The sequence below is a fragment of the Stenotrophomonas sp. STEN008 genome, from assembly GCF_056760435.1.
In genome coordinates, this window is the sequence record NZ_JBRRET010000004.1 from 74,803 (window position 1) to 95,819 (window position 21,017).

18 protein-coding genes are annotated in these 21,017 nt (G+C 64.9%); 8 read left to right on the top strand and 10 right to left on the bottom strand.

The genetic code is table 11. The features are described from left to right. Positions 1-9: 9 nt before the first annotated feature. Positions 10-1,851, top strand: a complete 1,842-nt coding sequence (locus tag ACVOME_RS03350) for an asparagine synthase-related protein (RefSeq protein WP_481504727.1) — start codon at positions 10-12, stop codon at positions 1,849-1,851. Here ACVOME_RS03350 and ACVOME_RS03355 read toward each other — a convergent pair. Genes ACVOME_RS03355 through ACVOME_RS03370 form a run of 4 tightly spaced genes read right to left on the bottom strand, consistent with a single transcriptional unit; the run spans position 1,848 to position 7,755 of the window. Continuing rightward, complete coding sequence (locus ACVOME_RS03355; protein ID WP_053515807.1) at positions 1,848-2,558, bottom strand: ABC transporter ATP-binding protein; 711 nt, start codon at positions 2,556-2,558, stop codon at positions 1,848-1,850. The genes ACVOME_RS03350 and ACVOME_RS03355 overlap by 4 nt on opposite strands. 9 nt (positions 2,559-2,567) lie before the next feature. Continuing rightward, positions 2,568-3,926, bottom strand: coding sequence for an ABC transporter permease subunit (locus tag ACVOME_RS03360; protein WP_111186945.1), 1,359 nt, complete (start codon positions 3,924-3,926; stop codon positions 2,568-2,570). Continuing rightward, complete coding sequence (locus ACVOME_RS03365; protein ID WP_111186946.1) at positions 3,923-5,386, bottom strand: DUF3526 domain-containing protein; 1,464 nt, start codon at positions 5,384-5,386, stop codon at positions 3,923-3,925. The genes ACVOME_RS03360 and ACVOME_RS03365 overlap by 4 nt, the downstream gene beginning before the upstream one ends. A 5-nt stretch (positions 5,387-5,391) precedes the next feature. After that, positions 5,392-7,755, bottom strand: coding sequence for a TonB-dependent receptor plug domain-containing protein (locus ACVOME_RS03370; protein ID WP_481504728.1), 2,364 nt, complete (start codon positions 7,753-7,755; stop codon positions 5,392-5,394). 138 nt (positions 7,756-7,893) lie between these two features. Between ACVOME_RS03370 and ACVOME_RS03375 the strand changes: the two genes are divergently transcribed. Both ACVOME_RS03375 and ACVOME_RS03380 read left to right on the top strand, forming a co-directional pair. Continuing rightward, complete coding sequence (locus tag ACVOME_RS03375) at positions 7,894-9,576, top strand: ABC transporter ATP-binding protein (RefSeq protein WP_481504729.1); 1,683 nt, start codon at positions 7,894-7,896, stop codon at positions 9,574-9,576. Positions 9,577-9,692: 116 nt separating this feature from the next. After that, positions 9,693-10,511, top strand: coding sequence for a S1 family peptidase (locus ACVOME_RS03380; protein WP_481504730.1), 819 nt, complete (start codon positions 9,693-9,695; stop codon positions 10,509-10,511). Between the two features lie 12 nt (positions 10,512-10,523). Here ACVOME_RS03380 and ACVOME_RS03385 read toward each other — a convergent pair whose 3' ends face one another. The 3 genes from ACVOME_RS03385 to ACVOME_RS03395 all read right to left on the bottom strand — a co-directional run bounded on the left by ACVOME_RS03385 (position 10,524) and on the right by ACVOME_RS03395 (position 12,718). Further along, entirely contained in the window at positions 10,524-10,802 is a 279-nt protein-coding gene (locus ACVOME_RS03385) for a hypothetical protein (RefSeq protein ID WP_053515798.1), read from the bottom strand. Between the two features lie 187 nt (positions 10,803-10,989). After that, the gene (locus ACVOME_RS03390; RefSeq protein ID WP_283220033.1) at positions 10,990-11,346 is read right to left on the bottom strand and encodes a hypothetical protein; all 357 of its coding nucleotides are present in this window, start codon (positions 11,344-11,346) and stop codon (positions 10,990-10,992) included. A 469-nt stretch (positions 11,347-11,815) separates the two neighbouring features. Continuing rightward, positions 11,816-12,718, bottom strand: a complete 903-nt coding sequence (locus tag ACVOME_RS03395; RefSeq protein ID WP_111186950.1) for a LysR substrate-binding domain-containing protein — start codon at positions 12,716-12,718, stop codon at positions 11,816-11,818. Between the two features lie 91 nt (positions 12,719-12,809). Here ACVOME_RS03395 and ACVOME_RS03400 point away from each other — a divergent pair, with 91 nt between their 5' ends. The 5 genes from ACVOME_RS03400 to ACVOME_RS03420 all read left to right on the top strand — a co-directional run bounded on the left by ACVOME_RS03400 (position 12,810) and on the right by ACVOME_RS03420 (position 17,558). After that, the gene (locus ACVOME_RS03400) at positions 12,810-13,838 is read left to right on the top strand and encodes a glutathione S-transferase family protein (protein WP_481504731.1); all 1,029 of its coding nucleotides are present in this window, start codon (positions 12,810-12,812) and stop codon (positions 13,836-13,838) included. Then, on the top strand, positions 13,835-14,461 hold the full coding sequence (locus ACVOME_RS03405) for a LysE family translocator (RefSeq protein WP_065182261.1): 627 nt from the start codon (positions 13,835-13,837) through the stop codon (positions 14,459-14,461). Before ACVOME_RS03400 ends, ACVOME_RS03405 begins: the two co-directional genes overlap by 4 nt. A 119-nt stretch (positions 14,462-14,580) precedes the next feature. Next, the gene (gene acuR / locus ACVOME_RS03410) at positions 14,581-15,219 is read left to right on the top strand and encodes an acrylate utilization transcriptional regulator AcuR (RefSeq protein ID WP_111186952.1); all 639 of its coding nucleotides are present in this window, start codon (positions 14,581-14,583) and stop codon (positions 15,217-15,219) included. 78 nt (positions 15,220-15,297) lie between these two features. Beyond that, positions 15,298-16,284, top strand: a complete 987-nt coding sequence (acuI, locus tag ACVOME_RS03415) for an acrylyl-CoA reductase (NADPH) (RefSeq protein WP_065175658.1) — start codon at positions 15,298-15,300, stop codon at positions 16,282-16,284. A gap of 176 nt (positions 16,285-16,460) precedes the next feature. Continuing rightward, on the top strand, positions 16,461-17,558 hold the full coding sequence (locus tag ACVOME_RS03420; RefSeq protein WP_481504732.1) for a hypothetical protein: 1,098 nt from the start codon (positions 16,461-16,463) through the stop codon (positions 17,556-17,558). Between the two features lie 99 nt (positions 17,559-17,657). Here the strand turns inward: ACVOME_RS03420 and ACVOME_RS03425 are convergent, their stop codons facing one another. From ACVOME_RS03425 to ACVOME_RS03435, 3 genes are all read right to left on the bottom strand, one after another. Next, entirely contained in the window at positions 17,658-18,056 is a 399-nt protein-coding gene (locus ACVOME_RS03425) for a hypothetical protein (protein ID WP_111186954.1), read from the bottom strand. Continuing rightward, positions 18,037-18,432: a hypothetical protein gene (locus ACVOME_RS03430; protein WP_262218139.1), complete on the bottom strand. Its 396-nt coding sequence runs from the start codon at positions 18,430-18,432 to the stop codon at positions 18,037-18,039. Before ACVOME_RS03430 ends, ACVOME_RS03425 begins: the two co-directional genes overlap by 20 nt. A 119-nt stretch (positions 18,433-18,551) precedes the next feature. After that, positions 18,552-20,858, bottom strand: coding sequence for a TonB-dependent siderophore receptor (locus ACVOME_RS03435; protein WP_481504733.1), 2,307 nt, complete (start codon positions 20,856-20,858; stop codon positions 18,552-18,554). Positions 20,859-21,017 lie beyond the last annotated feature (159 nt).

Here is a 21,017-nt window from a genome sequence, read left to right on the forward strand (position 1 = left end):
GCCTCACGCATGTATCGATACATCGCCGTGCTCTGGAACACCTCCTGCGACTCCGCAACCGCCCGGGCGCAGCAGGCGATGCAGCGCATCGAGGCCATGCACGCCGGCGTCACCTGCGTGATGAACGACCACGGCGCCGCGATCTATGTCCAGAGTGACAACCCGGGCTACCTGGACTGCAGCCGCTGCGGCTCGCTGGTCGTGCTCGGCGCGCTGTTCGACAGGAATTTCGGCCGGGATACCGTGCCCGCGCGCGTGCCACTGGATGCGGCCGCCGCCGATGCGGCCTGCGGCACGCAGGGAAAAACCCTCGTGCAGCACTACTGGGGCCGCTATGTAGCGTTCGGCTACCAGCCGCAGTCATCGAGCTGGTTCGTCCTGCGTGATCCCACCGCTGAAATTCCCTGTTACATGACGACGGCGGATCAGCTGACGGTGGTCTTCTCCAGCATGGAAGACTGCCTTGCACTGGGCCTGCGCGATTTCAGCATCGACTGGCCCTTCCTGTCCTACTCGCTGCTGTTTCCGTTCCGTGACGGGTTGCAGACCGGCTTCAGGGAGGTCACCGCCATCGAGGCCGGGGAGGCCGTGTCGATCCGCGATGGCGAGCCGGTCAGCCGGCAGTGCCAGTGGGACATCGTGCGCCTGGCCCGCGACGAACCGATCGAAGACCTGCAGGAGGCGGTGCAGCTCGCGCGCTCCACGCTGCTGGGCTGCATCGGTGCCCTGGCCAGCCGGCACCGGCGTATCCAGCTGCAGCTGTCGGGTGGGCTGGATTCCTCCATCATCCTCGCCGGCCTGCTGCACGCACCTTCCATGCCGGAAGTGGACTGTGTCCACCACTATGACGACGGCATCGGTGCCGATGAGCGGATGTTCGCCCGCATGGCGGTGGCCGGTGCCAGTGAGTCGTCGGGCCGGCGCTGCGGGTTCGTCGAGTACCGGCGGCAACCCCACTGCGCGCTGGAAGAGATCATGACCTTCCCGCGGACGGCGCGGCCGGCACATTGCTCGGGCTACCTTCTGCATCGCCGTGATGTCACCTTTGACGCAGATACCGTGCAGTTCACCGGCGTCGGCGGCGACGCGGTCTTCCTGCGCTTCAAGGGCAACGCTGCGGCGATCGACCATGCCTGGCGGCGCGGCATCGACCGCCACTTCTTCCGGGTCGCCTTTGAAACCGCACAGTCGGGCGATTCGCTTTATGGCGTCCTCAAGGATGCGGTGATCCATGGGCTGCTCAGGCGGCCGGCCAGCATCAACGGTCGCTGGGGCAACCCCTGCGAATGGGTGAAGGTCGACGCGACCGAGCAGGACGTCACGCCACCGGCCTGGCTGCGCCATGCGCGCAACGAAGGCCATGAGGTGTCACCGTACAAGCTTGCGCACATCAGCCGGATGGTGTTTCCGACCAGCGTCCTTGATCCGTTCGAGGGCGCGGGTCGCTGGCACGGTGTCTCTCCGATCAGCGCACAACCGCTGGTCGAACTGTTCGCGCGCATGCCGCTGCGTCTGCTCATGGCGGACGCGGAGGACCGGACGATCGCACGGCGTGCCTTGCAGGGGCTGCTGCCGGACGCTCTACTGTCGCGGAAGGTGAAGTCCTACCTCGACGATCATTCGGTCGCGGTCACCCAGGGTCATCAGGCGTTCATCCGCAGCCTGCTTGTCGATGGGCTACTGGCCCGGCGTGGGTACATCGACAGCGCCTCGGCCGACGCTGGCATCCGCCGGGTCGGCCCGGATCATTCGTCGCAGGTGCTCGGCATCTTCGGCCCGCAGGTCAACATCGAAGCCTGGCTCAGGCGCTGGGCAGAGCGGCCCGCAGGGCAGGGAGCCGGAGTCGCCTAGGCGCTCCGGCTCATCTCCTCGAGGTACAGGCTCTCAAGATCGTTGGCGGTGATGGTGGTGGCATCCAATGTCCTGCGCAGCCGCCCGGCCTGCATGAGGCCGATCGTGGTGGCCACCTCGCGGGCGCGGAACAGATCGTGCGTGGCCATCAGGATGGCGGTGCCACGATCACGCTGCCGCACGATCAGGTCATGGAACTCGGCCGACGCGGTGGGGTCGAGGCCGGAGGTTGGCTCGTCAAGCAGCAGTGCCTTGGCGTCCTTGACGATGGCCAGGGCAATGCCGACCTTCTGCCGCATGCCCTTGGAGTAGAGGCCCACGCGTCGTCCGAAGACATCCGGCGCCAGGCCCGCTGTACTCAGTGCATCCCGCAGCCGGGCGGGTGAGCGGTCGTCCACGCCGGCCAGACGCGCGAAGTAGTCCAGGTTCTCAAGACCGGACAGCTCGTCGTACAGCGCCACGGTCTCGGGGATGTACAGCAGCCTGCGTCGCACCTCCTGCGGGTGCCGGTGCGCGCTGAGTCCATCGACTTCCGCGGATCCGGAGGTAGGGGTGAGGAAGCCCAGAAAGAGCTTGATCGTGGTCGATTTTCCCGCACCGTTGGCTCCGAGCAGGCAGAAGATCTCGCCGGGTCCCACCTCGAAGCTGACATCGTCGAGTGCCCGGTGGGTGCCGTGTTCCTTGACCAGGTTCTTTGCAGAAAGCATGTGGGCTCCTCAAGGGGTCGCCAACCGGCGACGCATCGATCCGGCGGCGATCAGCAGAATCAGGGTGGCGGCGAGCAACGCCGCGAGATCGGCACGCACTCCACGCCGGCCCACGCCGGCCGGCTCCACGAACCGGAAGCGGGGCAGGACTTCATACTCGGCAAGTGTCTGCGGCGCGTCGCGATCCAGGTACGCCTTGTGCAGCAACCGACGGGCCTGCCAGAACGCATGGACCTGGTCCTGGAAGGCGAGCGCGCGATCCGCGTCCGAGCCAGCGATGCGGTCCAGCGCGTCCTGTACTGCGACCGCGGGCATCAGCAACCGCACGTTGTCCAGCACCCGGCGGCGTGCATCCTGCGCCCGCTCATGCGATTCGATCAGCGGCGCAAGGTCGAGATCGGTCGCCAGCAGGTCGGCATAGGCCTCGCGCACGTGGTCCGGAATCACCGGTGTCGAAGAACGTACAGCCGTTGAAGCACTGCGGCGATGGAGTGTCTGTTGCCTGGCCGTTGCGGCCAGCCGCGCCTTCACGTCGGTCGCGAGCTGCATCTGTGATGGCGGCGGAACGGCCAGATTCACTGCGGCGAGGGTCAACGACGGGGCCATCACCACGATCAGCAACCACACTCCGCCGGCCGCAATGGCCGCCTCCGTGGTGCGCCGGGCGAAACAGCCGATCAGCACCGCCACCGCCAGCCAGAAGCCGCCATAGGCAAGGATGACCAGCGAGAGCAGGCCGAGGCCGGCAAGGCTCTCCGCACCGGACCACGCCGCCGCGCCGACCAGGATCACTCCCGCAGGCAGCAGCACCACGCCGCCTCGGGCCAGCGCCTTCACTGCGATCAGCCGTCCCGCCGCGACCGGCTGCGACAGTACCAGCGCAGCGATGCCACGCTCGCGCTCGCGGGCCCAGAGGTCATAACTGGCTGCCAGGATGACCAAGGGCAGCAGAAAGACGATGACGAACGCCAGATCGAACCGGCCTGCGGCCCGCGCTGCCGGATTGCCGATGTCGGCCCACACGTTCCTGAAAAGCTGGGTGCGATCGCCCAGCGCCACCACATCGGCCGTATAGGGATAGGCCTCCGCCTGCCCGATCGATACTGACGCCATCGCAGCCGGCGGCAGCACGGGTTGGACGCGCGGCAACACCGAGGGCGCCTTGCCGACGAACACCCGGCTGCGGTCATGGGTGTGCTGCTCTTCGAGCTGGATCACGCCGATGGCGGCGTTACGCTGTTCGACCCACGCCCTGCCATTCCACGCGGCGTAGGCGGCCAGCGCCAGCAGCAGCGTCAGCAGGGTGGGCAGCGCCCGATCGCGCAGCAGCCTGCGCACCTCATGGCCGGCAACTGAAAGACTGCTCATGGGGTCGTCCCCAGGCGCCGGGCCGAGAAGAACACCAGTCCAAGCGCCAGCAGCACCCAGCCCAGCAGAATGGCCAGGTTCGCCGCCTGTGCCGCGGCAGTGCCGGCCAGGCACTGTTGCCCCGGCGTGTAGGCTACGGACCGGGTGAGGGTCGCGATGTCGGCGCGGTGCTTCTCCCCCTGCGGCGCCTTGTGCTGCTTCACTTCCGCATTGAGTGCCTGGATCAGGCGGTAGCGGTAGTCTTCCACGCTCTGCAGGAAGGCCAGGTGCGCCGCGAAATCGGTGCGGGCGAATGCGCGTGACCATGACTGCAGCGCGATGGCCGGAGAAACGAAGGCGAATGCGCGCTGTGTTGCTTGCTGCTGCCGATAGGTCGCATGGATCCGCTCGAAATGGCGGTTGTAGGTGTCCGTCGAGTTCCTCTCTGCGAACTCCAGGGCCACGCCCCGGAAGTTGACGGGAAGCTCTTCCACCGTGTCGACCTGGTAGCGCGCCATCAGCGCGTGTCGCAGGGCGTCCAGCCGCTTGTCCGCAGGGTCATGGCCATCCACTCCGTTCTCCGCCTCTTCCTTCACGGCGGCTCTGAATGCCGGCGCGCTGGGCGTGGGATCCAGCGATTCGGCCACCGCTGGCGCCATTCGTGGCACCAGCACGGTGGCTACCACCCAGAACCCCAGCAGCACCACCAGCGAGGTCCGCGCCGAGCTGGACAACGCCGAGACACCGACCGTGAGGGCACAGAACACCAGCAGATAGAGTCCGTAGGCCGCGCACATGGCCAGCAGCGCGGCGATGTCCATCCAGCCGGCGTTCTGTCCCGCCACAGCGGGAACCGTCGCCGCCAGCATGGCAAGCACCAGCAGCAGGGAAGCACTTGCCAGAGCAATCAATCGGCCGATGATCAGCACCGCAGGCGACGCCCCGGTGCCGAGTTCCTGGCGAAGGGTTTCGCGGGCGACGTCACCGGACAGCGTGGCGAAGCCGGCAAGGATGATGAGCAGCGGCGCTACTACCTGCAGCGCCCAGGCGGCAGAGAAACCGTCGAACCGGCTGAGGGCGGTGCCCGCCTCCATCGCGCGATGCCTGGCCGGGTTCTGTGCGTGACCTTCGATGAACACCGAGGTGCCCAGTACATCGGTCAGTCCCGGATCGAGCGCGGCCAGGGGTCGCACCGGTGCGGGAATGGCGCGTCCCACATGCGCCGCGGCATGGGGATCGATCACGCCCTGGCCGTCCCACAGCCGCGCTTCCTCCGCTGCTACGGCCTGGCGCTCCTGCGCCTGCAGGGACAGGCGCGCGGCACCCGTGGCAACGGATGCGCCCGCAAGCAGCAGCAGGACCAGGGCGAGCCACGGCAGGCGCCGCTCACGCCACATCAAGGTCAGCTGGGTTGCCGCGACACCAGCAGCTTGCCGAAGCGTCGACGCAGGCCGGAAGCGGGCGGGGGAGGGCGGACTCATCCGGCTTACCAGCGATGCGTGAGGGTCACCGACAGGAAGCGCCCCAGCGCGGTCGCATTGGTTGGGTCGTAGCCGGTGTTGATGCTGTTGATGATGAAGGGCGGATCCCGGTCGAGAAGATTCTGCACGTTGAGGGCGAGCGACGTGCCTTCGTGGTCGCCGGCCGGGGCGCCGAAGTGGTACTTGAGGTTCAGGTCGACGGTCGTCCAGGAGCTGACGTGTGGGTGGGCGATGTTGGCCGGATCGCGGTAGCTGTCCACGTAGTTCACGAAGACGCCGCCTGCGGCCTGGCCCCGGTCCAAGGTCAGGCCGCCGCGCAGCTTGAGGTCGACCGGGTAGTAGACCGCGTTGACCGCGTCCAGCTCGGGCGATGTGCTGGTCACGCGCCGCGTCGATTCGAGGATGTACTGCCCGGCCAGGTTCATCGCGATCCGCGTCTGGCCCACATCGACGCGATAGGACGCGTTGAGATCGACGCCGCGCTGCGAGGTGTATGCGTTGTTGCGGAAGCGGTTGTCCAGGATCACCTGGCTGCTGGTCTCATCCAGGCCGGCAGGGAGTGCATACGGCCCCACACGTGAGACGAACAGCCCCAGGCCCGACACGCCCAGTTGGCGCGCCTGCTGGATCTGCTGCTGCGATGGATCGACGGTCAGGATGTCCGCGTAGGGGGCCGTGGACTGCAGGAACAGGGACGGGAAGCTGCCGCCGAAGCCGCTGCCGATCCGGTCCGCATAGTCGATGTGATAGTAGTTGGCATCAACCGTGAGGCCGGGAACGGAGGGCGGCGCGAACGAGAACCCGCCGGTCCAGGTTTTCGCACGCTCGGGGCCGAGATCGGGATTGCCGTTGGAGAGCATCATCAGGACGGTGCTGCCGTTGGCCGCGTTCGGGTTCGGCACGTTCGCCACGACCACGGTGTTGTTCAGCTGCATGTCCTGGTAGACCGGCGCGCGGTAGGAGCGGCCGTAGCTGGTACGGAACGAGAGTCCCTCGGCGGCTTCCCACAGCAGGCCCAGCTTGGGATTCAGGGTGGAGCCGAAGTCGCTGTAGTCGTCGTAGCGCGCCGCCGCGGTCAGCGACAGGCTGCGAACGCCGGGCATCTCCTTGAGCAGCGGGATGTTGAGCTCGGCAAAGGCGGACCTGATCGTGCGCTGCAGATCGAGCGGCTTTTCCAGCCCACGGTGATCGAGCAGCTCATAGCCATCGCGGCGGTAGCCGACGCCGACCGCTGCGCGTACCGGGCCGGCGGGCAGGCTGAACACCTCGCCGTCGGCCACCACGTCCAGGTAGCGCGATTCAGAGTTCATATCCGTCGGCGGCGCCGTGCTGACGGTGCTGCCGGTAATGGTCGTGCGCTCGTAGGACACCTCGTTCCTGCCGAATCCAGCGTCCAGGCGCGCCTGCCACTGGCGCGGGAGCTCCAGGGTCAGGCCTGCGAACACATCGTACTGCTGCGTGTGCGGGAACAACCGGGTTTCGTCGGCCGTGCCGGAGATGGTGGTATCCATCTCGCGCTTGGCGAACGAGCCGGTGAGATTCAGCGTCAGCACATCGCTGAGCTCCTGCACGCCATCGACATACAGGCTGTGCCGCTTCGATCCGGGATAGAGATCGTAGGGCCTGACCGTGACGTTCCGGGAGAAATCCTTGTCGGTGGCGGGCAGGTTGCCCTGCTTCAGGAACTCGTAACTTGCCAGCACACGGCCGCGGTCCCACGCCCACCCCGCGGACTGCGACACCTGGTACTCGTCCATGTTGCCGGTGGTGACCGTGCCGTACCGTAGCGACGACTCATAGCCGGTGAAGTCCTGGCGCAGGATGATGTTGACGACGCCACCGACGGCATCGGTGCCGTAGATGGCAGAGGCACCATCGGTGAGGATCTCCACGCGTTCGACCGCACTGAGTGGAATCAGCGATACATCGACATACTGGTAGCGGTTCGATGAGGTCACGCGATGGCCGTTGACCAGGGTCAGCGTAGTCCCCGTACCCAGGCCACGCAGGTTGATCGCAGTGCCCTGGCCGAAGTTGTTGCCGGTATCACGGTCAACACCGAGATTGGCCACATTGGCACCATTGGCGCCGCCACCGAAGTTCTGCGGCAGCTTCTCGAACAGCTGCTGCAGGGAGGCCACGCCAGTGCGGTCGATGGCCTCCCGGTCGATCACGATGACCGGCGACGCACCACCGCCGACGGCATCGCGGATGTTGCTGCCAATGACCAGCACCTTGTCCAGGGTGGCCGTGGGTGCATCGTCGTCGGTGCCCGCGTTCTGTGCTTGGGCCTGCGCTCCGATCTGCAGCGCGGCAGCGATGCTCGCGGCCAGCAACGCGCGCCTACCGCCCATGAATACCTGTTCCATTCCCCGGTCCATCACTCTCATCCGATATCGGCCTGCAGCACGGTCACGTGCATTTGAGAGCGATGTTATATCATATCATTCAACTGTGCAGGGACTGCGTTGCCCTGTGGACCGCCGAGACGCCGGGGACCGAGAGTGATGAAGCCGTTCGCTGTGCCCGCGCCTGTCAGCGAAATACTGACGGCCTACTGGAAAGCCGATCGCACGCTGCTGGTGCTCATTGCCGGCACCGTGCTGCTCTCCGGCCTGGCCACCGTTGCGGCGCCCTATCTGTTCTCGCGGTTGATCGACCGCCTCCCCGGGCAGGGCGCAGCTGTCCTGGCCGGGTGGTTCGTTCTCTACGCCGTGCTGCTCGGGGTGGGCAGCGTGCTGCAGAACACGGTGCAGTACCTGTCATTCCTCAGCGGCGAGAATCTGGGCTTCATCACCAGTACCCGCTACTTCGCGCGCCTGCTGAAGAAGACCAGCAGCTTCTTCGTGGAATACAACGCAGCGGAACTGCAGGTGGCCGGCGAAAAGGGGCGGGGGGCGCTCAAGATCGTCGTGCAGCTGGGCCTGGTGGCCTTCATTCCCAGTGCCCTGCAGATCGTGTTGACCCTGGTCACCCTGGGCGCGCTGATCAACATGCAGATCGTCGCCATCGTGCTGGGCTACGGCACGGTGGCCGTAGCGCTATCTGCCCTCGCTACCCGACGTGCACGCATCCACCGCGAAGCGGCTGTCGAGGCCGGCCAGCAGAACGCCCGCTTCGTCGGCAATGCCATGAATGCCATGGAAACGCTCAGGCAATTCGGCGGCAGCGACTGGATGGTGCGGCGCTTCGAGCAGAAGGCGCAGAGCGTGCGCGACAGCTGGCGTGCCTACGTACTGCAGCGCGTAGGCTTCATTGCCCTGCTGGGCATCGGCCTGGCCATCGAGTTCATCGTCACCTTCAGCCTGCTGCTGCCGGGCTACCAGAACGGGCAGCTGAGCGTGGGCGACATCGTCCTGTTCAATCTGCTGCTGCTCCAGCTCAACCTGCCGCTGGAGATGATCGCGCGCTCCATCGACGACGTCGCGCGCTCGTGGAGCATGCTGGCGCCGCTATCTACCCTGTGGGCCGCGCCCGAGGAACCGCAGGTGGCCCATGCCGAACGGTTCTCCGCCCGCAGCGGCCTGCTCCAGTTCGACGCAGTGAGCCATCGCTATGACAATGGCCGCGGCGTCACCGATGCGACCTTCCACGCCGGCCGCGGTGGCATCACCTTCCTGATGGGGGAGACCGGTACCGGCAAGTCGACACTGTTCAAGCTGGCGCTGAAATCCATCGAGCCCCAGCACGGCCGGATACGGGTGGACGGTACCGATCTGGCCCGGATTGATCGCGCGACGTGGCACGCGGCCGTCGCGGTCGTTCCGCAGGACGTGATGCTGCTCAACGAGAGCGTGGCCGATAACATCCTGCTGGGGCGCCCGCGCGATGACGAGCGGCTGCGGCACGCCGCACGCAAGGCTGCCATCCTTACCTTGATCGAGGCACTGCCCGAGCGCTTCGAGACCACGGTCGGGGAGCGTGGCCTGAAGCTCTCCGGCGGTGAGCGGCAGCGCATCGCCATCGCACGCGCACTGTATGGCGAGCCCGCGATCCTGTTGCTGGACGAAGCGAGCTCGGCCCTGGATGAGGCCACCGAACGCGAGATCATGGGTCATATCCGGGCGCTGGCCAGCGAGGTGACCGTGCTGGCCATCACCCATCGGCGCAGTGTCGTCACCGACGCCGATCGGGTGGTGGAGCTGGGCGGGGCGCAGATCGAATCCCTTGGCAGGCCAGCGCAGCCCTGATTCCGCGCCCGCTTTGCCGGCCTTCGTCGGCCGGCGCGGGCTCTGGTCGCATGCCGCTCACCAGGCAGGTGCATTTGGGCTAGCGTGGGCACTTGAACACGGGGATGCAGAAATACATGAAACGTTGGCTCTTCCTGATGCTTGTAACGGTCCCGTTTGCTGCCGGGGCCATCGTCATCCGTGACGACGTGGACGATGCCCGTTACCGCATCGATGGATCTGCCTTCCCGGCCCTGGCCGACCTGCCGGGAGAGGGGCACGGCGTACTGATCGCTCCGCGCTGGGTGGTCACCGCCGCGCACGCGGCACCGATGGACGGCATGGGTGCCGAAGTCACCGTCGGTGGGCGCAACTACGCCGTCGAGCGTGTGTATCTGCACCCCGGCTTCAGGCCGATGCCGGCCGCGCTGGGCGAAGAGGCCCTGGCAACAGGCAGTGCAGGGAAGATCCACGCGTTCCTGGCGGCATCGGATGACATCGCGCTGATCCGGTTGGCAACGCCCGTCGCCGCTGTCGAGCCCGTCGCGCTTTATCGGGGCGCGGGCGAGGTTGCGCAGGTGGCCACCTTGATAGGGAAGGGCGCCACCGGGAATGGCGCCGAGGGGTTGATCCCCGGAGGGTCGCATCGCACCGCTCTGCGGCGTGCGTTCAACGCCATCACCGGCGGCAACGACCGCTATCTCTGGTACCGCTTCGATCCGCCGCCGCGTGGCCTGCCGCTTGAAGGCGTGCTCGGCAACGGCGACAGCGGTGGCCCGCTGGTCATCAATGTGCAGGACCACTGGCAGCTGGTCGGCCTGGGTTCCTGGATCACCGCCGTTCCCGAGCACGCCCTTGAGGCCGGCTTCTATGGCCAGGTGGTGTTCAACGTGCGCATCTCACGCTACGCCGGCTGGATCGACCGCGTCATGTCCGGGGACGACGCCGGTCGATAGCGGTCGCCGGGTTCAACCCGGCAGCTCGCACTTCATCTTTCCGTCCACGTAGTACGGCTTGGGCACGTTGGGGTTGTCGCTGGTCTTCTCGAAGACCACCTCGAACGAGTCGGTATCCGGCGAGCCCTTGCGATCGGTGCAGGCGTCCTGCAGCTTCTTCTTGACCGCAGCAATGCCGGCATCGCGGTTGGCGCCTTCGGCGCTGTTGGTCAGGTTCACGGTTTCGGCCGAGGCCAGCGGACTCAGGGCCAGCAGGCAGCCGGTAATCAGCACGGTGTGGAGCTTGGTCATGGACTCGCCTCGTGAAGGTTCAGGGGCTTCGAGGATAGTGCGCGGCTGTTAACGGTGCGTGGTTGGGTGTGACGCGTCACGTTAGTAAGTGCCGCCCGCCGGTCAGGGCGGGCCCACATCTACGGACGCTGCGGTCAACGGGAGTGGCTGTGTGTCCCGCGAGCGCCAGCGCCCGCGGGACGAGGCATCAGCCTTCCGGCAACAGGCGTTCACTGGCGTGTGCGGTCAGCCCAAGGCCGGCCATGACCAGCCCTTCCAGCACACGGTCGCCGACGTACTGGTCAGGCTCTCCATTCTTGCGGGCGCGCTCTGCGGCAAGCAGAATTTCCATCACCACGCGCAGGCCGTTGAGAGAACAGTCGGCGTCGGACAGCGCCATGCGTCGCCCTTGCGGCAGATGACCCTCCGGCCAGGGCCGGCCGTTGGACGCGGCACCTGCGCCGATGCTGTGCAGCAGTGAAACGAAGGCGTTGGGATCCGGTGTGGGCTCGTTGGCGGGATGCAGGCGGATCGGCTGCGTAGGAGGGGAGTAGGCCTTGGTCATGGCAGGGCTCCGAACAGATAAACGGAAGCCGCCACCCGTAAAGGTGGCGGACGGTGCGAGGTTCGAAACCCGGTCTACGCTAAACCGGCAGGCGCAAGGCCTCCGCGCACCGCCCGCCATAGCCGGCCGACGGATTGACAGCCGGCACCACCTGATGGGTGATGCCGGCTGGCAAGCGTGTACTTCAGCGTAGAACCGGGGTTTCGAAGCCCGGCCACCCGTTTTCGGTGGCGCGCCAAGAATTACTCCCGGTCATGCGGGAAGCCAAGGGCTTGGGGCTGATGCCGACAACGCCCTCGACGCTTTCGGCATTGTTGCATAGCTGGCCGGGGCAGGGAGGCGCCCATCGTGCAAGGATTTGGCCTGATTTCAGGCGTGGGCTGTCGTGGTGGTGATGGCTCGAGTCCCGGAGCCTGGAATTCAGGGCAATCACGACACGCGGCAGAAGGGATCTGAAGGTGCTGGGCACTCAGATCACCGTATCGCTAAACGCCGCCTGTTCTTTCAGCCATGCGATCACCGTCGATGCGCCGCTGCGCACATCGCGGTGCAGTGGAAGCGCAATCCAGTAGGCCGGGCCGAGCACTACAGCGGCATCTTTGAATGGCCTTACCAGCGCGCCCGAGGCGATGTCATCGAATGCAAAGCGATGGCGCGCCAGCGCGACGCCCTGGCCCTGCACAGCAGCCCGAAGCACGAGGTCTGACGATGAGAAGCGCGGGCCGGCAGTCACATCCATCGAGGCCGGACCGTACAGCTGCCGCCATGCCTCCCACGATGCATGTGGATCACGATCATGCACCAGCCGCGTCCCGAGCAGGTCGGCCGGCTGCGCCGGTTGGCCGGAAGCTTCGAACAGCGCCGGGCTCATGACCGGATACAGGACTTCGTCCATCAGCGGCTCGCACCTGGCATCGGGCCAGGGCCCACGGCCCATGCGTATGGCCAGGTCGATGTCGCCGGTCTGCAGGTTGTCGATCTTCTGGTCTACAACCACCGACACCTCTAGATGAGGATGCGCCTGCTCGAGTCGCGGAAGGCGCGGAAGCAGCCAGCGTGCCGCAAATGAAGGTGTGGTCGATACGGTCACCGATCGCCCGGAGCGTGCTTCCTGCACTGCGGTGATTGCGCGCTCGATATCGCGGAAGCTCGACAGCGTGGCTCGGCCCAATGCCTCGCCTTGCGGTGTAAATGTGATTCCTCGCCGGCCTGCAGCGTCGCCGACCAGCCGTACACCCAGCCAGAGCTCCAGCTCCGCGAGATGGCGGCTCACCGACGAGTGGACGATGCCGAGCTCGCGCGCGGCCGAGCGAATCCCGCCGTGGGCATACACGGTGGCGAACGCCCGAAGTCCGTTGAGGGGCATCTTCATGGTGGACTCAATAATAGACCAGAAGCGGCGTTACTTGGACCAGCTTGCCATCACACGATGTTGCATCGAGTCCAGATCGGAGAGGATGAACATGGGAATGCTGGTCGATGGCCGCTGGGTCGATGCCGATTCGACAATGATCGATGGTCGCTTTGTGAGACCGGAAAGCATGTTCCGGCAGGGTCTGGATGGCATTGCGGGCCGACTGCGTGCACAACCGGGTCGCTACTGGCTCATTGCGTCGTCCAGTTGTCCGTGGTCGCATCGCACCCTGCTGCTGCGTGCCCTCAAGCGCCTGGAGCATGCAGTGCCGGTGCAGATCGCGGGTGGTGAGCGAAGGCAGGGCTACGCGGTGGCCGGCGGTGCCTCCTGGGTCGTCCCGGGATGCGGCTCGCGGGTCCGGCACCTGCACGAGATTTACCGTCTGTCGGCACCCCGTTACACCGGCCGGGCAACAGTGCCGGTGCTGTGGGACAGTCAGGCCTGCAGGATCGTCAGCAATGAGTCGTCGCACATCATGCGCGCGTTCGATGCGGCCGATGCGAACGTCGCGGGGGCGTTCACGCTCGTCCCGCCCGCCTTCCGCGGCCGGATCGATGCCCTCAACGCCGCGCTTCAGGCCGGGCTGTTCAATGCCGTCTATCGCGCCGGTTTCGCGCAACGGCAGGACGCCTACGAAGAAGCTGTCGAGAGTGTGTTCGCCATGCTGGATCAGTTGGAGCGGCGTCTTGCGAATGCACGCTATCTGTTTGGCCTGATCATCACCGAGACGGACTGGCGCCTGTTCCCGACTTTGGTCCGGTTCGACGCCGTCTATCACGGCCACTTCAAATGTTCACGTCGGCGACTGATCGACTACCCGCACTTGTGGGCCTACGCGCGAGACCTGTACTCCTGGCGCGGTGTCGCCGCTACGGTCGATCTCGATGTGATCCGCAACGGGTATTACTGGCACGATCGAAGCGTCAACCCGTTCGGCATCATTGCCGCCGCACCCGATGCGGACTGGTCGGCTGCGCACGGTCGCGAGCGCTTCGGACCGGCGCGGGTGACGCTTGCCTCCGGGCAGGCGATTGAGGTCGATCCCATGACGCTTCAGTGCGGAGAGGCGGTGCGATGAGCGCTCTCCTGATCGGCGCAGGTGTCATCGCCGTTGCCACCATCACGCCAGGTCCCAACAACCTGCTGGTCATGCGCATCGCCGCGCGAACCGGATTCGTGAGCGCGCTGCCAGCGATCGCCGCCATCGTTGCCGGAGGATTGGGCATGTGGGCGCTGGTGGCGGCCGGAGCAAGCACCGCATTCCAAACCGTGCCGCACCTGTACGCCCTGATGACCCTTGCTGGCGGGGCGTACCTGTGCTGGATGGGCGCCCGCCTGGTCCTGGAAACACTCCGGCCACCTGAGAAGCACGTGCCCACGCCGACCAGTGTCCGGCACGGCAGCGTGGTGGCGCTGTTCTGCTTTCAGTTCGTCAATCCCAAAAGCTGGGTGCTGGTGCTGACGGTGACTGCCGTCGTCGGCAATGGCGCCGAGCCCCTGCGGACCTCCCTTGTGCTGGCGGCAGCGTTTACGGTGATCTCCGCACTTTGTCTCGCACTCTGGTGCGCGATGGGCGTTTCAATGATGCGCCATCTGGACACAACCGCGGCACGCAACTGGATTGACAGGGTGATGGGCGCGCTGCTGTTCGCATCAGCACTGTTGCTCGTGCTCGCTCCGGCCGACATGCCGAGCGCATGATCCCAATCATGATCGGCGGGGTGCTGGTTCCAGCTCTGAGAATGGCGAAGCCTGGCAACTCTGGAGGGTTCAGACCTGCCCGTTTGAACTTAGAAGACGGTCGGTCTAAAGTGTGCGGCATGACTCCTGCTGTCACTACGACTACACGCCGCCGGGGGCGCCCGCCGAGGGCGGATCGCGGCTTTGATGACACCCGGCGCGAGCTGGTGCGCACTGGGATCGCGTTGTTGACGGAGCGAAGCTTCTCTGCAACGGGCATCGACGCAATCGTCAGGCAGCTGGGCGTCCCCAAGGGCTCGTTCTACCACTACTTCGACAGCAAAGAGGCCTACGGCTTGGCTGTGCTCGAGGCCTACGACGAGTATTTCTGCCGCAAGCTCGACCGGCATCTGCTGGACGAAGAACGCGATCCGCTTGAGCGGATCCTGGGATTTGTCGCCGACGCCTGCAGTGGCCTGGAACGATTCGACTTCCGGCGAGGTTGCCTGGTCGGCAACCTTGGCCAGGAGATCTCGACACTGCCGCAGGCCTACCGTGCCCGATTGATCGAGGTGTTCAACGGATGGGAATCCCGGCTGGCCGCGTGCCTTGAACTGGCCCGGGCGCGCGCTGAGCTCTCGTCCGATGCGCGCTGCTCCGAGATCGCCACCGCCTTCTGGATCGGATGGGAGGGAGCTGTCCAACGAGCACGGCTTGAGCGCAGCGCTGCGCCGCTCACGATCTTCGCCAATGCGTTCCTGGCGGGCTTGCCCCGCTGAGTCCATGTTCCTTTGCCGGCTTGTAGCCGATCAGTCCAAATCATGCAGCAACCTTGCCGCTGCCCCAGGAGGAAGGCCATGTTCAACGCCGTATACATAGACAAGACGGGAAACGAATTGCAGGTCGACGTCAGGCAGGTGCCTGAATCGGCCCTGCCGGAGGGCGACGTCACCGTCCAGGTTTCGCACAGCACACTGAACTACAAGGACGCGATGGCAATCACCGGCCAGGGCGGTGCGGTGGTGCGGTCCTTTCCGATGGTGCCCGGCATCGACCTGGCTGGCACTGTGCTCGAGTCGGCGGACCGGCGCTATCAACCGGGCGACCAGGTGGTTCTCAATGGCTGGGGCGTGGGTGAGCGGCACTGGGGAGGGCTTTCGCAGCTGGCACGCGTCAACGCCGACTGGCTGATCCCGCTTCCAAAGGGCATGCAACCCGAGCAGGCCATGGCTATCGGAACGGCCGGCTATACCGCCATGCTGAGTCTGATCGCGCTGGAGCGTCATGGCCTTTCTCCGGATGCCGGTGAAGTGCTGGTTACCGGAGCGAGCGGAGGCGTAGGCAGCTTCGCTGTGACATTGCTGGCCGATCGTGGCTACAACGTCGTGGCGTCCACCGGACGGCTGGACGAGACCGACTACCTGAAGTCCCTGGGTGCCAGCGAGGTTATTGATCGCAATGTGCTGTCCCAGCCAGGCAAGCCACTTCAGCGGGAGCGGTGGAGTGCCGCCATTGACTCGGTGGGCAGCCACACACTTGCAAATGTGTGTGCCGCCATCAAGGAAGATGGCGCCGTGGCCGCGTGCGGGCTGGCTCAGGGCATGGACTTTCCTGCCACGGTGGCGCCCTTCATCCTGCGCGGTGTGAGCCTGCTGGGAATCAACAGCGTCACGCGGCCCACCGCAGAGCGGCTCGTGGCGTGGGAACGGCTTGCCAAGGACCTGGATATGGCCAAGCTCGACGCCATCTCCCAGCACATCGGCCTGGGAGAGGTTGTAGCCACTGCCGAAGCCCTGATGGCAGGACGCATCCGCGGACGCGTCGTGGTCAACGTCAATCGTTGACGTGAGGATCGTTGCCGCTGCCTGATGATGGCGTGCCGCCGCTGGCCGGGGGCTCTGCCATTTCCTGAAGGCGCGGGCCTGCACCGCGCCGACCATCGACCAACGCCTTCTTCACTGCCCGCGACATTACACTTGCGCGCTTTCACATGCGGAACAGGGAGGCAAGTAACCCCATCGTGAGAGCCATTTCCTCTATTGCCGCTGCCGTGCTCGTCAGCGCTTCGCTGACAGCGGAGGCATCGGAACGCGATCGAAACGGCGGCGCTTACTTCGAGCCGGGCGGCGCGGCAAGGTTCAACTACGGCTGGCTCGACTACGGCGCAACCAGCCGCCTCCAGCTTGAACTGCTGCGTGCAGACCTCGACGCTGGGACCGGGCCGTTTTCCTTCTCTGCCCAATACCGCTGGTACGATGGTTTCGACGCTGTGCATCACGCCTACGCGGGCTGGCAGTTCTCCGATGCTACCCAGCTGAAGGCAGGTATCCAGCAAGTCCCATTCGGGCTGCTCCCTACCGTTTCGCAGAGTTTCTGGTTCGGCTCCGGCTACTACCTGGGCATCGAGGATGATTACGATCCGGGCCTTGTAGTGATTCACCGCAGCGGCAGCACAACCTGGCATCTCGGCTGGTTCTCCGGAGACGAATACGGATCGGGTGCTCGCTACGATCGCTACTCCTTCGATGTCGCGCAGACCGAGGCGTTGCCGTATCGCGAGCGGCAACGGCTGCATGCACGCGTGGAGAATGCGCGCGACTGGGCTGGCGGGGACCTGCTGCTGGGCGCATCCGCGTTCGCCGGCAAAGTGCAGAACACACAGACACGACGCCATTACGGTCACCAGGGTGCAGCTCTGCATGCACAGTGGACGCGCGATGGCTGGACCGCGCAGTTGCAGTGGGCGCGGTACCGGTATGACGTGCCCGGAGATCGCATCGCGATGTCGGCGTTCCAATCCCCCTTCCAGGTTGCAGCGCAGGCGGATGTGCCAAGCGCCAACATCGCCTATTCGTTCGGCCAGAAGGGCTGGCTGGATGACATCACCTGCTATAACAACCTCAGCATGACCCGCCCGGTCGGGCACCGCGCGGGCCTACGCAACTCGTGGCAGAACGTGACCGGTTGCAGCCTGCAGAAGGGCGTCATGCTCACCTATGTCGATTGGATCGCCGGACGCAACATGTGGTTTGCCGGCGGCGACGGCATCGGCATCAGCGAGGGAGGCCCTTCGCGCTGGCATTCTCGGTTGAATCTGAACCTCGGTTTCTATTTCTGATCGGCCTCGCGCGCTCAGCAGGACCTTCCATTGAAGAACTCGGAGGCATGCTGTCAGGAGCGCTGAGGCGCCGCAGGTAAAGCGCCCAACGAAGGCGGCTCAGGGCGTCTCGTTTGATTGAGACAGCAGATTCCTCGCAACTTCTATTGCCTTCTCGCGTGAGGTGACAATGTGGAGAGGGTAGCCCCAGAACTTGGAAAAGGGTACCGAGAACGCCTTGTAGGCGACGCGCTTGGCCGGATTGGGCTCGACCAGGACCATCGCCAGAACCAGCCTGCGAAGCTCGGCCTTGTGCTGCTTCATCCACAGCGCCATGCGTTTCTTCTCCGCTGGCGAGTGGTCATGCTCCTCCGATGGCGCCGTATCAGTGAGAAGTACGAAGGGCTCCCCCCGGCGCAGATTTTCCTCGAACGCGTCGAAGTCATCCTGATGTTCGTGTTCGGGGCCTTGCGCGAGGTCCATCCAGACCAGGGGAAAATCACTGCTGTTCATCGACATGGGCGGCTTCCTTCAGTTTGATGTGTCGCCAGGTGGTCGCTGCAGCGAACAGGCCCGGCAGCGTGATGAAGAAGATTGCGGAAAAGGTGACGTGCCAACCGTCCCTGAAACCGTCGAAGACGCCGCCGAGCGTATTCAGCAGCACAAGTGCGCTCCCCAGTATCAGCGCAATCCACCGGGATCTTCGGGTATTTGACAGTGCGAGAAGCACTGTCACTATCCAGCACCCGTAATAGGCGGGAAATGCCCAGAGCGCATCGTTATCAAACGTGATCGCCGGTGCCGCTCCTTTGGCCCTGGCGAAGTCGTTGACGTAGAAGAACAGCTGGAAGGTGACAAAGAGAATGGCGCCAGCGGCAGTTGTCAGCCACAGCAATGCAACTTTGTCTGGAACACTTCCGGGCCGGGGTGGGGCGGTGGGCGAGGAGGGCTGAGTGGGCATGGCGGATTGTTCTCTGATGAGCCTCTATGGATCTTGTCGGGTACAGTGATGAATCAGTATCTGTAGTCCAGCGTCACCATCACATTGCGCGGCGCGCCATAGCCGACGGTGTCGAAATCTCCCTTCTGAAGCGCGTACTTCCTGTCCAGGACGTTGTTGACGTTGATAGCCACACTGGATTTGTCCGTGATGGAGTAGCGACCCATTACCGAGAGAAGTGCATAGGATCCCTGTTCTCCACCCAGGGAACTGGTTCCTGTGTTGGGCGCGTTGTAGAAGCGGCTTTGCCATTTGAAGCCGCCGCCCAGCGTCAAGCGGTCCCATTGGCCCGGCAACCGATAGGTCGTGAAAAGCTGCGCTGTGGTGCGGGGCAACTGCGTGTTCAAGCGCTCGTGGGCACCGTCCTTCGCAGTGAAGTGCGCGACACCCGCGTAGACGTTCCATCCACGGGACAGCTCTCCCTGAAGATCCAGCTCGACACCGCGAGACCTGGTCCCGTCGGCGCCGCGGTAAGCCTGCGCTCCGCTGGGTGTGTAGGTGCCGGCGACCGATTGCGCGGCGTTGTCCAGTTCGGTGTGGAAGAGGGCAATCGATGCGGTCAAGCGCCCGTCAAGAAGCCCTGCCTTCAGCCCGATTTCGCTTGTTCTGCCTTTTGAAGGGGTCAGCACGTTACCGTTGCTGTCCCGATACTCGGTCTGGGGGTTGAACACTCCTGTGTGGCTGGCGTAGACCGAGTACGTCGCGTTGATGTCGTAGATCAGGCCGGCGTACGGGGTGAACTCGCCACTTTTTCTGTAGTGCACCGGTGCTCCACCGGCCGCATCGTCGATTTCATAGGTACTGAGGCGCCCCCCGACGATCAGCTTCAATGGTTCAGCCAGCGAGAGTCGCGCCGCGCTGTAGACGCCACCTTGCTTGATTCGGGTTCGCGTCGGCGTTGTGGACATCGCATCGAAGTCAGGCCTGCGGAATGAGGGGCTCAACTCATACACGTTCACCGGCCAGATGCCTGCATAGAAGGGGGCGACGTCCTCCTGATATGCGTTGCGCCGCGAGCGGGTGGCGCCGACGACCAGATCGTGCTGTCGGCCAAGCAGCTGGAAGGGGCCACCGGCCATGACGTCGAACGTGTTCTGGCGACTGCGCCCCTCGGACGCCAGCGCTACCGGATAGGCCCCGTTGGGGAACACGCCCAGGCCTGTGGCACGATCAGGTCGGCCGATCAGGCCAAGGAGCTCGGCGGCATGCTCGGTCCGATATTGATTCGCGGTGGCCTGGAACTTCCAGCCGTTTCCGAAGAGATGCTCGATTTCGGCGAAGGCCGTCTTGAGGGTGTTGTCCCAGTAGCTCCAGTCCTGCGCGTAGTTCCTGGAGCGCGGATACTCCGCTTGCGTACCATCGCTGAACCAAAGTGGCAGGCCTCCCCAGGTCGATCCCTTCGGCGTGATGTCCTGGTATTCGTACCCCAGGCGGAAGGTCGTGTCGGCGGTCAGATCGGCCTCGATGACGCCATATAGCGACTTCCTCTGCGGCCTGTAACCATCAAGGTAGCTATGTCCGTCCTGGTATGTCCCCACCAGTCGCGACCGGATCCGACCGTCCGCGGTCAGCGGTGTGGAGATGTCGCCGACGCTCCGATAGGTCTCCCAGCTGCCAGCCCCCAGCGAAGCGCTCGCCGAGAAATCACGTGTCGGTCGTTTGCGCACAAGATTGATCGCGGCTGAGGGGTTGCCGGTACCTGTCAGCAGGCCCGATGCACCACGCACGACTTCCACGCGGTCGTAGAAGGCTGTATCAACAGCGCCGATTCCACTTCCATTGACGGTGCTGCCGACCACCGTGGGTATGCCGTTGTACTGGATGTTATTGATCAGGAAGCCTCGCGCATAGAAGCTGGTACGCTCACTGTCCGACTGGTACGTGGCGATTCCGGACGTGCTCTCCAGCGCTGCCTGCACCGAGTCCAGGTGCTGGTCATCCATGCGCTGACGCGTCAGTACAGTCAGTGCCTGCGGCGTCTGCTTGAGCGACAGCGGCATGCGCGTGGCGGCAGAGGACTCCCGCGTCGTATACGATCCTGTGTCCTCTGTGGCCGACTTGTCCTTGTGAGCCAGCACTGTGACCGTGGGTAACGCGGTCTCTTCCCGCGCTGTCCTTTCGTCCGCGTGATCGGACGGAACGGATTCGCCTGCAAATGCGGTCGGCGCGCCCAGCAGGGCCCATGCAACTGCCACGGTCAGACCAGCGTATCGGGCGTCCCTCGGGCGCCCGCGCCTGTACTCCAGAGCAGAATTCCCATCCGCACCGGCAAGCACGTTGATCGGGTAATGGGGAGCATCGGCGCTCTGCTGGCCAGTCATAAATAATAGTCATTCGCGTTTGGGCGGCACATTTAACAACGAATTCCAGGGGAATACTGGCGAACCCAGGCCAGACTATTGTTCAGTCAGGCCAGGTCGGCGGCGGCAGGCGGCAGGCGGCAGGCGGCAGGCGAGAGTCGGCTACACGAAGGAGCGAGG

What these genes read in the sequence shown, in the direction of transcription:
- ACVOME_RS03370 (WP_481504728.1), bottom strand. Translation starts at nt 7,755, where the DNA reads ATGGAACAGGTATTCATGGGCGGTAGGCGCGCGTTGCTGGCCGCGAGC.
- ACVOME_RS03350 (WP_481504727.1), top strand. Translation starts at nt 10, where the DNA reads ATGTATCGATACATCGCCGTGCTCTGGAACACCTCCTGCGACTCCGCA.
- ACVOME_RS03365 (WP_111186946.1), bottom strand. Translation starts at nt 5,386, where the DNA reads ATGAGTCCGCCCTCCCCCGCCCGCTTCCGGCCTGCGTCGACGCTTCGG.
- ACVOME_RS03400 (WP_481504731.1), top strand. Translation starts at nt 12,810, where the DNA reads ATGGGAATGCTGGTCGATGGCCGCTGGGTCGATGCCGATTCGACAATG.
- ACVOME_RS03385 (WP_053515798.1), bottom strand. Translation starts at nt 10,802, where the DNA reads ATGACCAAGCTCCACACCGTGCTGATTACCGGCTGCCTGCTGGCCCTG.
- acuR (WP_111186952.1), top strand. Translation starts at nt 14,581, where the DNA reads ATGACTCCTGCTGTCACTACGACTACACGCCGCCGGGGGCGCCCGCCG.
- ACVOME_RS03360 (WP_111186945.1), bottom strand. Translation starts at nt 3,926, where the DNA reads ATGAGCAGTCTTTCAGTTGCCGGCCATGAGGTGCGCAGGCTGCTGCGC.
- acuI (WP_065175658.1), top strand. Translation starts at nt 15,298, where the DNA reads ATGTTCAACGCCGTATACATAGACAAGACGGGAAACGAATTGCAGGTC.
- ACVOME_RS03380 (WP_481504730.1), top strand. Translation starts at nt 9,693, where the DNA reads ATGAAACGTTGGCTCTTCCTGATGCTTGTAACGGTCCCGTTTGCTGCC.
- ACVOME_RS03375 (WP_481504729.1), top strand. Translation starts at nt 7,894, where the DNA reads ATGAAGCCGTTCGCTGTGCCCGCGCCTGTCAGCGAAATACTGACGGCC.
- ACVOME_RS03435 (WP_481504733.1), bottom strand. Translation starts at nt 20,858, where the DNA reads ATGACTGGCCAGCAGAGCGCCGATGCTCCCCATTACCCGATCAACGTG.
- ACVOME_RS03395 (WP_111186950.1), bottom strand. Translation starts at nt 12,718, where the DNA reads ATGAAGATGCCCCTCAACGGACTTCGGGCGTTCGCCACCGTGTATGCC.
- ACVOME_RS03425 (WP_111186954.1), bottom strand. Translation starts at nt 18,056, where the DNA reads ATGTCGATGAACAGCAGTGATTTTCCCCTGGTCTGGATGGACCTCGCG.
- ACVOME_RS03405 (WP_065182261.1), top strand. Translation starts at nt 13,835, where the DNA reads ATGAGCGCTCTCCTGATCGGCGCAGGTGTCATCGCCGTTGCCACCATC.
- ACVOME_RS03355 (WP_053515807.1), bottom strand. Translation starts at nt 2,558, where the DNA reads ATGCTTTCTGCAAAGAACCTGGTCAAGGAACACGGCACCCACCGGGCA.
- ACVOME_RS03390 (WP_283220033.1), bottom strand. Translation starts at nt 11,346, where the DNA reads ATGACCAAGGCCTACTCCCCTCCTACGCAGCCGATCCGCCTGCATCCC.